13 protein-coding genes are annotated in these 12622 nt (G+C 65.5%); 7 read left to right on the top strand and 6 right to left on the bottom strand.

Annotated elements, in window-relative coordinates; translation table 11 throughout:
* Window positions 1–47 precede the first annotated feature (47 nt).
* The 5 genes from N7573_RS07860 to N7573_RS07880 form a co-directional block, all read right to left on the bottom strand.
* Window positions 48–737, bottom strand: a complete 690-nt coding sequence (locus N7573_RS07860; RefSeq protein ID WP_032127660.1) for a DUF2058 family protein — start codon at window positions 735–737, stop codon at window positions 48–50.
* A gap of 10 nt (window positions 738–747) precedes the next feature.
* On the bottom strand, window positions 748–987 hold the full coding sequence (locus N7573_RS07865) for a SlyX family protein (protein ID WP_019660397.1): 240 nt from the start codon (window positions 985–987) through the stop codon (window positions 748–750).
* Window positions 980–2329 carry a UDP-glucose/GDP-mannose dehydrogenase family protein gene (locus N7573_RS07870; protein WP_032127659.1) on the bottom strand — a complete coding sequence of 450 codons (1350 nt, stop codon included), beginning with the start codon at window positions 2327–2329 and terminating at the stop codon, window positions 980–982. The genes N7573_RS07865 and N7573_RS07870 overlap by 8 nt, the downstream gene beginning before the upstream one ends.
* A gap of 23 nt (window positions 2330–2352) precedes the next feature.
* A complete protein-coding gene (locus N7573_RS07875) occupies window positions 2353–3330 on the bottom strand; it encodes an FKBP-type peptidyl-prolyl cis-trans isomerase (RefSeq protein ID WP_279913412.1) in 978 nt (325 codons plus the stop codon).
* A gap of 96 nt (window positions 3331–3426) precedes the next feature.
* A complete protein-coding gene (locus tag N7573_RS07880) occupies window positions 3427–4014 on the bottom strand; it encodes a glutathione peroxidase (RefSeq protein WP_019337359.1) in 588 nt (195 codons plus the stop codon).
* A gap of 616 nt (window positions 4015–4630) precedes the next feature.
* Here N7573_RS07880 and N7573_RS07885 point away from each other — a divergent pair.
* The 6 genes from N7573_RS07885 (at window position 4631) to N7573_RS07910 (ending at window position 8972) form a co-directional block, all read left to right on the top strand.
* Entirely contained in the window at window positions 4631–4990 is a 360-nt protein-coding gene (locus N7573_RS07885) for a GntR family transcriptional regulator (protein WP_006453095.1), read from the top strand.
* Window positions 4990–5865: an ABC transporter ATP-binding protein gene (locus N7573_RS07890; RefSeq protein ID WP_279913822.1), complete on the top strand. Its 876-nt coding sequence runs from the start codon at window positions 4990–4992 to the stop codon at window positions 5863–5865. Before N7573_RS07885 ends, N7573_RS07890 begins: the two co-directional genes overlap by 1 nt.
* The gene (locus tag N7573_RS07895) at window positions 5862–6890 is read left to right on the top strand and encodes an ABC-2 transporter permease (protein ID WP_049400228.1); all 1029 of its coding nucleotides are present in this window, start codon (window positions 5862–5864) and stop codon (window positions 6888–6890) included. Before N7573_RS07890 ends, N7573_RS07895 begins: the two co-directional genes overlap by 4 nt.
* Window positions 6891–6915: 25 nt before the next feature.
* Window positions 6916–7803, top strand: coding sequence for a DUF4097 family beta strand repeat-containing protein (locus N7573_RS07900; RefSeq protein WP_032130457.1), 888 nt, complete (start codon window positions 6916–6918; stop codon window positions 7801–7803).
* Window positions 7804–7834: 31 nt separating this feature from the next.
* Entirely contained in the window at window positions 7835–8440 is a 606-nt protein-coding gene (locus tag N7573_RS07905; protein WP_279913823.1) for a hypothetical protein, read from the top strand.
* Window positions 8441–8546: 106 nt separating this feature from the next.
* Window positions 8547–8972 (top strand): hypothetical protein, encoded by a 426-nt coding sequence (locus N7573_RS07910; protein WP_032130459.1) that lies wholly within the window; start codon window positions 8547–8549, stop codon window positions 8970–8972.
* Between the two features lie 104 nt (window positions 8973–9076).
* Here the strand turns inward: N7573_RS07910 and N7573_RS07915 are convergent, their stop codons facing one another.
* A complete protein-coding gene (locus tag N7573_RS07915; RefSeq protein ID WP_049400231.1) occupies window positions 9077–10504 on the bottom strand; it encodes a class II fumarate hydratase in 1428 nt (475 codons plus the stop codon).
* A 294-nt stretch (window positions 10505–10798) separates the two neighbouring features.
* On the opposite strand from N7573_RS07915, the gene purB reads away from it, so the two are divergent.
* Window positions 10799–12166: an adenylosuccinate lyase gene (gene purB, locus N7573_RS07920; protein ID WP_049462123.1), complete on the top strand. Its 1368-nt coding sequence runs from the start codon at window positions 10799–10801 to the stop codon at window positions 12164–12166.
* The last annotated feature ends 456 nt before the right edge of the window (window positions 12167–12622 follow it).

Consider the following 12622-nt stretch of genomic DNA (forward strand, 5'->3'; position numbering starts at 1 on the left):
CCTTCCCCCCAACCGCGGAGGCAATGCCGTCCGCGGTGGTTGCGCCTTTACCAGACCAGGTCGTCCGGCACCTGGTACTGCGGATCCGCATACGGATCTTCCTCGGCCGGCGCATTCGGATCGACCTTCAGCGCCACCGAGGCAGCGAACACCGCCTCGGACTGTGCCAGCACGTCGGCCGTTACCAGCAGGTAGCGGCCATTGAGCTGGACCACACCCAGCTCACCGGCATTGAGCGCGGTCAGCTGTTCGGCGGTCACATAGATGCGCTTGATCTTGCCGCCATACGGGAAGTGGCGGGCGATGTCCGCTGCCTCGGCGTTGAGGCTCTTGTCCTTCAGCAGTTCTTCCAGCTTGGCCTTCGCCTCGCGGCGCACGCGTGCTTCTTCCTGCTTCAGGCGCTCGGTCTCGATGCGCTCTTCCTTCTCCCGCTGCGCCCGGATGGCATAGGCCTTGGCCAGGTCCATCTCTTCGGTGCTGCGCGGCTTGCGCGGGCCCTGCTGGCCCTGGCCACCGCGAGCATGCCCGCCGGGCTTGCCCGCGCCATGGCCCTGCCCACGACGCTCACCGGGCTTGTGCTCGCCCTTGCCTGCGCCCTGCGGCTTTCCATTGCCGTTGCCGTTGCCACCCTTGCCCTGCGGGCGGCCATCACGGCGGGGGCCATCATTCTTGCGCTCGGGCTTGGGCGCGGGCTTGAAGCCCAGGCCCATCAGCTGGTCGCGGAGGGTATCGCTCATAGGATTCGGATCAGTAGTGCGGCGGCGGCGGTTCGCTCGCCGGATCGGAAGAATTCAGTGCGTTGCGGACCTTGCCCAGGTCTTCCAGCAGCACGCGCAGCACATCGGCGTTGCGCATGCCCTGCATGCGGGCATCAGCCAGCGCGTCGCTCAGCTCGGCCAGCGCCTGTTCCTGGAAGGACACGCGCATTTCCAGCTCGACCAGGCGCGCTTCCAGCGCCTGCTCGCGTTCAGTGGGCAGATCAGACATGCAACGAGCGCCCCCGGCCAATGCCGTAGTACGCAAGACCTGCGGCTTCCACTTCGCCCGGCTCATACAGGTTGCGGCCGTCGAACACCGCCGCATCCTTCAGCTGCTCGCGCAGCTTCTGGAAGTCGGGGCTGCGGAACTGCTTCCACTCGGTCACCACCACCAGCGCGTCGGCACCCTGCAGCGCTTCATCGGCACTGTTGCAGAACACCAGGTCATCGCGTTCGCCGAAGATGCGCTGCGACTCGTGCATCGCCTCCGGATCGTAGGCACGCACCGTCGCACCGCCTTCCCACAGCTGCGCCAGCAGTCGACGGCTGGAGGCCTCACGCATATCGTCGGTGTTCGGCTTGAAGGCCAGACCCCATACGGCGAAGGTCTTTCCACGCACGCCCTCGTCCTCGCCCTTGTCGTAATGACGCTGGATGAGGGCAAACAGATGACCCTTCTGCGCATCGTTGACCGCTTCAACCGCATTGAGCAGCTTCGGCTCAAGGCCATACTGCTGGGCGGTACGGGCCAATGCCTGCACGTCCTTGGGGAAGCACGAGCCGCCGTAACCGGCACCCGGATAGATGAAGTGCCAGCCGATGCGTGGATCCGAACCAATGCCCTGGCGGACCTGCTCGACATCGGCACCGACGCGTTCAGCGATGTTGGCGATTTCATTCATGAACGAAATCTTGGTCGCCAGCATCGCATTGGCGGCGTACTTGGTCAGTTCGGCCGAACGCACGTCCATTTCCACCACGCGGTCGTGGTTGCGGTTGAACGGCGCGTACAGGCGACGCATCACCGCCACCGACTCTTCGTTCGCCGCACCGATGATGATGCGGTCCGGGCGCATGCAGTCCGCAACCGCATCGCCTTCCTTCAGGAATTCCGGGTTGGACACCACGTCGAAGGCGATGTCCGCGCCACGCGCGGCCAGCTCTTCGGCAATGGCGGCACGCACCTTGTCGGCGGTGCCGACCGGCACCGTCGACTTGTTCACCACCACGGTCGGCACACTCATGTGCCGACCAATGGTCCGGGCTACGGCAAGCACGTATTGAAGATCGGCACTGCCATCCTCGTCCGGTGGCGTACCAACGGCGATGAACACCACCTGGCCGTGATCGATGGCGGCCGCGGCATCCGTGGTGAACGCCAGCCGCGCTGCGGCATGGTTGGCCTTCACCATCGGCTCCAGGCCGGGTTCATAGATCGGGATGATGCCCTGGTTGAGGCCATCCACCTTGGCCTGGTCGATATCGACACAGACCACCTGATGACCAACATCGGCCAGGCAGGTACCGGTCACCAGTCCAACGTAGCCGGTACCAAAAATCGCAACGCGCATATCCGTATTCGCTCCTGAATGACTTACGGCAGAACGCCCAGCAGCTCGACGTCGAACGTCAGAGTCGCGTTCGGGCCGATCGGGCCGCCCGGGGTGCCGTTCTCACCGTAGGCGAGTTCGCCCGGGATCCAGAAGCGGTACTTCGAACCGACCGGCATCAGCGCGACGCCTTCGGTCCAGCCCTTGATCACCTGGTCCAGACCGAACTCGGCCGGCTGGCGGCCGTAGGAACTGTCGAACACGGTGCCGTTGAGCAGCTTGCCTTCGTAGTTCACGCGCACCTTGCTGCTCGGCAGCGGGCGCTCGCCGCTACCCGGGCGGATCACCTGGTACTGCAGGCCCGACGAGGTGGTCACCACGCCCGGCTGGGTCTTGTTCTTGGCGAGGAATGCGTTGCCTTCCGTGCGGTTGGTCTGCGCAGCCTGGGCGGCCTTGGCCTGCATTTCAGCCTGCTTGGCACCCATGAAGGCCTGGATGGTGGCGGTCGCGTCAGCTTCCGTCATCTTCGGCTGGCCCTTGGTCAGGCCGGCGCTGATTGCGTCAAACAACGAGGCGACATCGATATCGTCCTTCAGCTGCGCCAGCGACGGACCCACCGAGTAGGAGCCGATCATCTGCGACACCTTGACGCGGTCGACCTTCGGCGGCTGCGAGCCCGGTGCCACGCCCGGCACCTGCTGGCCGCTGCGGGCCATCACGACCTGGCGCAGGGCGGCATCGGTGGCCTTGGCCTGTTCCTGGGTGATCTGCGGCTGCAGGCCCTCGAACGAACGCTCAACGGCGGTGCGCAGGGCGGCCACATCGATCTCATCGGCGATCGGGGTGAACGACTTGGCGACATCAAGGCCGATGGCGTAGCCGAGCTTCTGCTTGGGGGAATTCAAGGTTGCGGTCTCCTTGGCGGCTGCGGGGGCAGCCGGTTGTTGCGACAGAGCGACACCCGAAGTGCCCATCGCCAGAATCAGAACCGACGCCGCGGCGCCGCGCATTCCCATCTTCATTCGCTGCATTCCTGGAAGTGTCTGGGCGCCGACGTCGGCGCGAAAAGAAACATTGTCGCACGCATGCCGTCGATGTCGAGGCATGCGTGCTGGATATCAATGCGTGGCAGCTGCCGCCAGCGCCTTGTCGATGGCCGCGGTCAGCTGCGGATCGTCCGGCGTCACCTTGCTGGCGAACTGGGCAATGACCTTGCCATCGCGGCCCACGAGGTACTTGTGGAAGTTCCAGGCCGGCGCAACGCCGGTCGCTGCGGTCAACCGCTGGTACAGCGGCGTGGCCTGCGTGCCGACCACATGCACCTTCTCGAACATCGGGAACTTGACGCCGTAGGTCAGGGTGCAGAAGTCCTGGATCTGCTTCTCGTCACCCGGTTCCTGGCCCTTGAAGTCATTGGAAGGAAAGCCCAGCACCGCAAAACCGCGGCCTGCATAGCGCTTCTGCAGCGCCTCCAGCCCTTCGTACTGCGGCGTGTAGCCACACTTGCTGGCGGTGTTGACCACCAGCAGCACTTGCCCGTGATAGCGCTGCTGCAGATTCACCTGCTGCTTGCTGGCCAACGGCCGGTATTCCAGATCGAGCAGGTCGGCCGCCAGCGCACTGGCGGAACCGGCGGCGCCGGCCACCATCAGGGCCAGCAGGGACAGGCCGCGCAGGCGGCACGGGGAAACGGTCGGCAGGGGCATCAGAGGCGGTCCGCGGTAGCCATTCACAAGGCCCGGCCAGTGCTGGCCGGGAATCGGCCGAACTATAGCACCGGGCTCTGCAGCCCCTGATGGCACAGGTCCACCCCGGGCTTTGCGCGGCGTGGCGAATGTGCTGCCCGGGCGCCATCGAAGGCGCAGTGATGACATAGCATGGACATCACTGAATGGAAGGCCGGCCCAAAAAGCCCCCTGCAGAAGATTCATTTCCCTTTTAAATCAATCGACTAAAGGGATGTTTCAGCAATCTGACCACCCCTGCCATCAGTTGGGGACGGCAAGGGGTTGCACGTAGGCGTGCCGGTGTTATAGTTGCATACAACACCAGTCACCTGAGACAGGGGGAAGCCATGAACGTCCGGATCCGTCGCAACCTCACCGCACCCGCGGCCGTCGCTGTTTCGACCCTGCTCGTGCTGGCCTGGTGGGCCACGCCCACCGCCCCTGTTTCCGCCGCTGCTGAAAGTGCGCAGGACGCGACTCTCTCCCCCACAGGGAACGCCCCCTCCTCCTCCCCCCCTCCCCCGCGTCGGCTGCACAGCGCGCTGTCCATGCCGTATTTCTCGTTCGCCCAGCCGCTGACCCCACGGAGCTGAATATGAGCGACATCCAGTGGAGCGACGGCGCTCCCATCTACCGTCAGTTGAAGGAGCGCGTGATCGCCATGATGCTCGACGGAATCCTCAAGCCGGGCGATGCCCTGCCTTCAGTGCGCCAGGTGGCCGCCGACTATCAACTCAACCCCATCACCGTTTCGCGCGCTTACCAGGAGCTGGCCGACGAAGGCCTGGTCGAGAAGCGCCGCGGCCTGGGCATGTTCATGACCGAGCAGGCGGCCACGCAGCTGCGCAGCAGCGAGCGCGACCGTTTCCTCAACGAAGAATGGCCGGCGGTTCTGGAGCGCATCCAGCGCCTGGGCCTGAGCCTCGACGAATTGCTGCCCCAGGGGAAAGTCTGATGAATAGCACTGCAAGTGAGTCGGTCATCACCGCCCGAGGCCTGCGCAAGGCCTACAAGACCACGGTCGCCCTCGACAACGCCAGTTTCAGCATTCCAAGCGGACGCATCGTCGGCCTGATCGGGCCCAATGGCGCCGGCAAGACCACCGCGCTGAAGGCCATTCTTGGGCTGACCTCGGTGGAGGGTGAACTGAGCGTGCTCGGCCGCGACCCGCGACTGCACCGCGACGAACTGATGAACGACATCTGCTTCATCGCCGACGTCGCCGTGCTGCCGCGCTGGCTGAAGGTGCGCGAGGCGATCGATTTCGTGGCCGGCGTCCACCCGCGCTTCGACCGCGCCCGCTGCGAGCGCTTCCTGGCCAGCACCAAGCTGCAGCCGAAGCAGCGCGTGCGCGAGCTGTCCAAGGGCATGATCGTGCAGCTGCACCTGGCGCTGGTGATGGCCATCGATGCCCGCATCCTGGTGCTGGACGAGCCGACCCTCGGCCTGGACATCCTGTACCGCAAGGAGTTCTACCAGCGCCTGCTGGAAGACTACTTCGACGAACAGAAAACCATCATCGTCACCACCCACCAGGTGGAGGAGATCGAGCACATCCTCAGCGACGTGATGTTCATCCGCGATGGCCGCATCGTGCTCGACGCGGAAATGGACGACGTCGGCCAGCGCTACACCGAGCTGCTGGTCAATGCCGACCAGCTGGACACCGCGCGCGCCCTGAAGCCGATCGACGAGCGCAGCCTGGCGTTCGGCAAGACGGTGATGCTGTTCGATGGCGTGCCGCGCACCCAGCTTTCCTCTCTCGGCGAGACCCGCATTCCGGGCCTGGCCGACCTGTTCGTCGCCATCATGAAGGGGACCTACGCATGAATGCCGTCAACCACCCCGTCAGCCCGATCGGCACCCTGCGCTGGCTGCTCAAGCGCGAGTACTGGGAGAACCGCGGCGGCTTCCTGTATGCCCCGTTGATCGCGGGCCTGATCTCACTGGTGATGAGCATCGCCGGCATTGCCTTCGGCCTGTTCGCGCTGAACCGTGCAGCACGCGACGGCGGCCTGCACATCGATGGCGAGAACGTGAACATCAACGGCCTGAACCTGGCCCTGCTCACCCGTGACATCAGTGCCAAGGACCTTGCTGATCTTGGCAACGGCCTGGACCTGACTCTGGTACTCAGTTCAAGTTGGCCGTTCGTGGTGCTGGCCTTCGTCGTGTTCTTCTACTGCCTGGGCGCCCTCTACGACGATCGCCGTGACCGCAGCATACTGTTCTGGAAGTCGTTGCCGCTGTCGGACACGCAGACCGTGCTGTCCAAGGTGATCAGCGCACTGATCGTGGCACCATTGATCGCGGTCATCGCCGGCATCCTCACCATGTTCGGCTTCATGCTGATCATCAGTGCCGTCGCGCTGCTGCACGGTGGCAGCCCGATGACCCTGATCTGGGGCCCGGCCAGCCCGCTGACCCTGGCCGCTGGACACCTGGCCTGGATTCCGGTCTACGCCCTGTGGGCCCTGCCCACCGCCGGCTGGCTGCTGCTGTGCTCGGCATGGGCCAGGAGCAAGCCGTTCCTGTGGGCGGTAATGTTGCCGCTGTTTGCCGGCATCATTGTCAGCTCCACCAAGATGATGCCGCTGTTCGGCCTGACCACCGGCTGGTTCTGGCAGAACATCGTCGGCCGCCTGCTGCTGGGCGGCGTGCCCGGCATGGACCTGCTGTATCGCCTCGGCGCCGACGAAGCATCGCGCCGCGATCTGGACTCGGTCGTCAGCCTGATGTCCCCCGCCTCGCAGCTGAAGTCGCTGGCGATGCCGGAGCTGTGGATCGGCGCCGTCGTCGGTGCAGTGTTCATCTTCCTTGCCATCCGCCTGCGCAAGCGCGCCGGCGAGATCTGATCCCATCCTTCCGGAGGCACCATCCATGCGTTCTTTGCTCGCCTGTTCTGCGTTGTTGCTGTTGCCATTGTCGGCGCTGGCCGCCGATGCTCCGAACTGCAAGTTCACTGCCGCCCGCGCACTGAAGCTGGACGTGGCTGGTGCCAGGACGGTGGTGTTCGAGGTCAATCAGCATGACCTGAAGGTGGTCGCCAGCGCTGGCGGCGGCCAGCTGGACGGCCGCGCCTGCGCGTCCAGCCAGGAATGGCTGGACCAGCTGGTGCTGGAGCAGCGCAAGGTCGGCGACAAGCTGGTGGTGAGCCTGCGCCGCGACGGCCGCCAAAGCGGCATCAGCCTGGGCAACAGCTACGCCTGGCTGGATATCCGTGGCAGCGTGCCGGACAACATGCCGCTGCAGTTCAAGATCGGCTCGGGCGATGCCAGCGTGGAGAACGCACAGTCGCTGAGCGTGGACGTGGGTTCCGGTGATGCCGTGGTCCGCGGTACCCGCGGCAGCATCCACGCTGCAGTGGGTTCGGGCGACCTCAACATCGATGGCGGCAGCTCCCTGAATCTGCTGTCGCTGGGTTCCGGCGACGTCACCGTACGCAACATCAGCGGCGATGCCAGCACCGGTACCGTCGGCTCCGGTGACCTGAAGATCAGCGATGTGCGTGGCAACGCGCGGCTGGATACCGTGGGCTCGGGTGATATCGAGTTCAAGCGCGTGCAGGGCAGCGTTGAAGTGGGCGTGGTCGGCTCCGGCGGGGTCGATCTGGCCGACATCGGTGGCAATGTGCATGTCCGCAGCCACGGCTCGGGCGACATCAACGTCGACGGCGTGCGCGGCACCCTGACCGTCGACCACAGCGGCAGCGGTGACGTCGATCATCGCAACGTCAGCGGCCGGGTCACTCTGCCGCGCAGCAAGTAAACCCTCTTCCAGACACTACCAGGGGAACACCATGAACCTGTTGCGCCTGTTGCCCGCTTTGCTGCTGTCCCTGCCGCTGATCGCCTGCGGCGGCACGTCGTCAGCACCCGACAAGACCGTTGGCAAGAACGTGGCCGAAGCCACAGGCGGCGTCGGCGAGACCGTCAGGAACGCGATGGACGATGCCCGCAAGGATATCGCCCAGGGCAACATCAAGATCTCGGCGGACAAGCAGCCGCGTGCGGAGATCACGCCGGATGGCCGCCTGCTGATCGCGGGCAAGGAGATCGCCGCCAACGATATCCAGCGCCGTCATCTGCAGGACTACCGCGGCCACGTGGTCGCCATCGCGATGGACGGCATGGATGTCGGCCTGGCCGGCGCCAAACTGGGTGCCAGTGCTGCCGGCGAAGCGCTGAAGGGCATTTTCAGCGGCGACAGCGAAGGTGTCGAAAAGCGCATCAATGCCGAAGCCGAGAAGATCGAAGCCCAGGCCAAGCGCATCTGCGACCGCCTTCCGGCGATGCTGGCCAGCCAGCAGGCGCTCGCACGTGAACTGCCGGCATTCAAGCCCTACGCGACCATGGACCAGAGCGACGTGGACGACTGCGGCAAGGACACCGTGGTCCAGCGCTAGGCCTGTGACAGATCAGCGCACCCGGCCGGCAGCGGCGTCCGGCTGCCGGCCGTAGTGCGCCGCCCGGCTTACAATGGCGGCCCCGGACGCCCCCGAACCGATTGCCATGAAGAAGCTGTTTCTGCTGTTGACCGCCCTACTCTGCCTCGGCCTGGCCGGCTGTGACCAGGAGTACCGCAACCACCGCGCCGAGCGTGGCAAGCCCAAGATTTCCGTCAGCGAAGGCATGGTCACCGTGCGTCGCCCGCCCGCGCCGAACATCATCATCCTCGCCGACGGCACGATGAAGATGGACGAGATCCAGATTCCGCTGGACGATGGGCAGAAACAGATGCTGCAGACCATGTTCGGCAAGCTGCAGGTGCTGCGCCAGAACACCCTGGTGGCCGCACCGGCCGATCCCAACATGCAGCCGGTGAAGATCCAACCGCCGGAGGGCATGGTCGTGATTCCGGCGGACCTGATCCAGCGCATCCCGGAGTTCAAGGATTACACCGACACCTTCGGCAACATCGTCGCCGACCGTCGCTGAAAAAAAACGCCGCCCAAAGGGCGGCGTTTCTGCTTTCTGTAGAGTCGAGCCATGCTCGACTCCGAAACAACAGTCGAGCATGGCTCGACTCTACAACCGGCCGATCAACCGCCGGCGCCGCCCCCACCGGCCTGGATGCCACCGGCGGTCAGCGCGGTCGGGTCCAGCAGGCGACGCAGCTCGGCCTCCTCCAGTCCACTGTCCTCCAGCGCCACATCCAGCACCGGGCGCTGTTCCTTGTACGCACGCTTGGCAATCGCCGCAGCCTTCTCGTAGCCGATGATCGGGTTGAGGGCGGTAACCAGGATCGGGTTGCGTGCCAGCGCCTCGGCAACCCGGTCCTCGCGCACCTTCAGCCCGGCAATCGCACTGTCGGCCAGCAGGGTGGACACGTTGGCCAGCAGGCCGATGCCATCGAGCAGGTTCACTGCGATCAGCGGCAGGGTGACGTTGAGCTGGAAGTTGCCGGTCTGCCCGGCCACGGTGATCGCAGTGTGGTGACCGATCACCTGTGCACAGGCCATCACCGTCGCTTCCGGAATCACCGGGTTGACCTTGCCCGGCATGATCGAGCTGCCCGGCTGCAGCGCCGGCAGTTCGATCTCGCCCAGCCCGGCCAGCGGACCGGCGTTCATCCAACGCAGGTCGTTGGCGATCTTGATCAGCGCCACCGCCAGCGCATTGAGCTGACCGGAAAGCTCCACCGCGTCGTCCTGTGCGGCCAGGCCTTCGAACTTGTTCTCGGCACTGTCGAACTTGAAACCGGTCTGCTGCTTCAGTGCCTTGGCCACCTGTGCACCGAAGCGCGGATCGGCATTGATGCCGGTGCCGATGGCGGTGCCACCCAGCGGCAGCCGGCGCACGCGCTTGAGGCTGTCTTCGATACGCTCCTGCGCCGACGCCAGCTGCGCCGACCACGCGCCGAATTCCTGCTCGAAGGTCAGCGGCATCGCATCCATCAGGTGGGTGCGGCCGGTCTTGACCACCTTGCGCAGGCTGCGGCCCTTCTTGTCCAGGGTCTTGCGCAGGTGCACCAGCGCCGGCAGCAGCTGCTCATGCGTCGCCAACACCGCCGACACCCGCAACGCGGTCGGAATCACGTCGTTGGAGCTCTGCCCCTGGTTGACGTGGTCATTGGGGTGCACAGTGGTCTTGCCCGCCTTGCCGGCACGGTTGGCCAGGGTGGCGATGACCTCATTGGCATTCATGTTCGACGACGTGCCAGAACCCGTCTGGTAGACATCGATCGGGAACTGCGCGTCCCAGTTGCCGGCGGCCACTTCGGCGGCAGCGGTCTGGATGGCCTTGGCCACGTTCTTCGGCAGGTGGCCCAGTTCTGCGTTGACGCCTGCGGCGGCGCCCTTGACCAGGCCCAGGGCACGGATGAAACCGCGCGGCATGCGCTGGCCCGACACCGGGAAGTTCTGCACGGCACGCTGGGTCTGGGCGCCCCACAGGGCGTCCGCAGGCACCTGCAGCTCGCCCATGCTGTCGTGTTCGATTCTGAAACCCTTGCTTGCAGCTTTGCTCATTGCATCAACTCCGCACTACTTCAGTTGGGGAAAGGGAAGCGGCGGCTGGCAGGGTGTCGCTTCCCGGGCTGGCGGCAGCGCCAACGATACTCCCTTGCCCGCAGCGTGGGATGACGAGGGCGGGCCAGATCGTTTCATCCGCAGGGCCGATCTGCACGCGCAAGGGGTAGTGCCGGCCGCTGGCCAGCAATCCATGGAATCGTGGGCCGGGCGTGGTTGCCGGCCAGCGGCCGGCACTACCTCACCGGCACGTCGTAGAATATGGCCCCCGCCGCTCGCCCCAGCCCTGCCGACATGTCCGATTCCGCCCTGCTCGCCCTGTCCCCGCTCGATGGCCGCTATGCCGGCAAGGTCGACGCCCTGCGCCCGATCTTCTCCGAGTACGGCCTGATCAAGGCCCGCATCACGGTCGAAGTGGAGTGGCTGCTGGCCCTGGCCGCCGAGCCGGGCATCGTCGAACTGGCCCCGTTCTCCGACGCCGCCGTCGCCCGCCTGCGCGCCCTGGCCGCCAGCTTCAGCCCGGTCCAGGCCGCGCGCGTGAAGGAGATCGAACGCACCACCAACCATGACGTCAAGGCGGTGGAGTACTTCATCAAGGAACAGCTGAAGGACGACGCCGAGCTGGCCCCGGCGCTGGAATTCGTGCATTTCGCCTGCACCAGCGAAGACATCAACAACCTCAGCTACGGCCTGATGCTGGAACAGGCCCGCCGCGAGGTGCTGCTGCCGACCCTGGACGGCATCGCCAACAGCCTGCGCAGCCTTGCCCACGCCCAGGCCGGCCAGCCGATGCTGTCGCGCACCCACGGCCAGACCGCCTCGCCGACCACGCTGGGCAAGGAACTGGCCAACGTGGTCGCCCGCCTGGAACGCCAGCGCAGGCAGATTGCCGCAGTCGAACTGACCGGCAAGATCAATGGCGCGGTGGGCAACTACAACGCCCACATCGCCAGCTACCCGGACGTGGACTGGCCGGCCTTCGCCGAGCGCTTCGTGACCGGCCTGGGCCTGGTGTTCAACCCGTACACCACGCAGATCGAACCGCACGACAACATCGCCGAGATCGGTGATGCCGCACGCCGCGCCAACATCATCCTGATCGACCTGGCCCGTGACATCTGGGGCTATGTTTCGCTGGGCTACTTCAAGCAGCGCCTGAAGGAAGGCGAAGTCGGCTCGTCGACGATGCCGCACAAGGTCAATCCGATCGACTTCGAGAATGCGGAAGGCAACTTCGGCATTGCCAATGCGCTGTTCGAGCACTTCAGCGCGAAGCTGCCGATCAGCCGCTGGCAGCGTGACCTGACCGATTCCACCGTGCTGCGTGCGCTGGGCACCGCGTTCGGCCACAGCCAGGTGGCGCTGGATTCGCTGGCCAAGGGCCTGGGCAAGCTGGAAGTGAACCCGCAGCGCCTGGATGCCGATCTGGACGCGGCCTGGGAAGTGCTGGCGGAAGCCGTGCAGACGGTGATGCGCCGCCATGGCCTGCCGAACCCGTACGAGCAGCTGAAGGCGCTGACCCGCGGCCAGGGCATCACGGCCGAGTCGATGCGCGCGTTCGTGCAGGGGCTGGAGCTGCCGGCGGATGCGAAGCAGCGTCTGCTGGAGATGACCCCGGGCAGCTACACCGGCCTGGCCGAGTCGCTGGCAAAGAAGATTTAAGGGGTTTCCTTTGCGGCGGCGGCCGCGGGCGCTGCCTGCGGCAGGCTCTACTGCAACAGCAACAGCAACAGCAACGTCAAGAGCGGCTCTGGGTTTTTGCCGTGCTTGGCGGGGCGGGTTGGATTCGCGGGGGACGCCGTAAACCCGTCCGTGGGGGCTTAGCCGCGCCATCCATGGCGCGGATACCCCCGCGAACCCATCCCGCCCCACCTCTGACAGATTGCCGGTGACGGATCGAAGAGCTTTGGGTTGTCGGGACGGAATTTGAAAGAGGGACGCGGCTTCGCCGCGTCCCTCTGTTGTTTTGGCATGAGCAAGCGCAGCGCGCGACCCGCTTTTGCCTTTGATCTTCTTCTTCCATTCCGTGGCGGGCCGCGCAGGAAACTGTCAGGGGCCGGGCGGGTGGGCCATGCAGGGGACGCTGCAAGTCCCCCTCCGGGGCCCTGCCCAGCCGCT

It is taken from the genome of Stenotrophomonas sp. GD04054 (assembly GCF_029836955.1).
Lineage (GTDB): Bacteria > Pseudomonadota > Gammaproteobacteria > Xanthomonadales > Xanthomonadaceae > Stenotrophomonas > Stenotrophomonas maltophilia_A.

Excerpts from the sequence above, each read along its gene's own strand:
- N7573_RS07895 (WP_049400228.1), top strand. The coding sequence starts at position 5,862 with ATGAATGCCGTCAACCACCCCGTCAGCCCGATCGGCACCCTGCGCTGG.
- N7573_RS07880 (WP_019337359.1), bottom strand. The coding sequence starts at position 4,014 with ATGCCCCTGCCGACCGTTTCCCCGTGCCGCCTGCGCGGCCTGTCCCTG.
- N7573_RS07910 (WP_032130459.1), top strand. The coding sequence starts at position 8,547 with ATGAAGAAGCTGTTTCTGCTGTTGACCGCCCTACTCTGCCTCGGCCTG.
- N7573_RS07890 (WP_279913822.1), top strand. The coding sequence starts at position 4,990 with ATGAATAGCACTGCAAGTGAGTCGGTCATCACCGCCCGAGGCCTGCGC.
- N7573_RS07875 (WP_279913412.1), bottom strand. The coding sequence starts at position 3,330 with ATGAAGATGGGAATGCGCGGCGCCGCGGCGTCGGTTCTGATTCTGGCG.
- N7573_RS07900 (WP_032130457.1), top strand. The coding sequence starts at position 6,916 with ATGCGTTCTTTGCTCGCCTGTTCTGCGTTGTTGCTGTTGCCATTGTCG.
- N7573_RS07860 (WP_032127660.1), bottom strand. The coding sequence starts at position 737 with ATGAGCGATACCCTCCGCGACCAGCTGATGGGCCTGGGCTTCAAGCCC.
- N7573_RS07915 (WP_049400231.1), bottom strand. The coding sequence starts at position 10,504 with ATGAGCAAAGCTGCAAGCAAGGGTTTCAGAATCGAACACGACAGCATG.
- purB (WP_049462123.1), top strand. The coding sequence starts at position 10,799 with ATGTCCGATTCCGCCCTGCTCGCCCTGTCCCCGCTCGATGGCCGCTAT.
- N7573_RS07865 (WP_019660397.1), bottom strand. The coding sequence starts at position 987 with ATGTCTGATCTGCCCACTGAACGCGAGCAGGCGCTGGAAGCGCGCCTG.
- N7573_RS07885 (WP_006453095.1), top strand. The coding sequence starts at position 4,631 with ATGAGCGACATCCAGTGGAGCGACGGCGCTCCCATCTACCGTCAGTTG.
- N7573_RS07870 (WP_032127659.1), bottom strand. The coding sequence starts at position 2,329 with ATGCGCGTTGCGATTTTTGGTACCGGCTACGTTGGACTGGTGACCGGT.
- N7573_RS07905 (WP_279913823.1), top strand. The coding sequence starts at position 7,835 with ATGAACCTGTTGCGCCTGTTGCCCGCTTTGCTGCTGTCCCTGCCGCTG.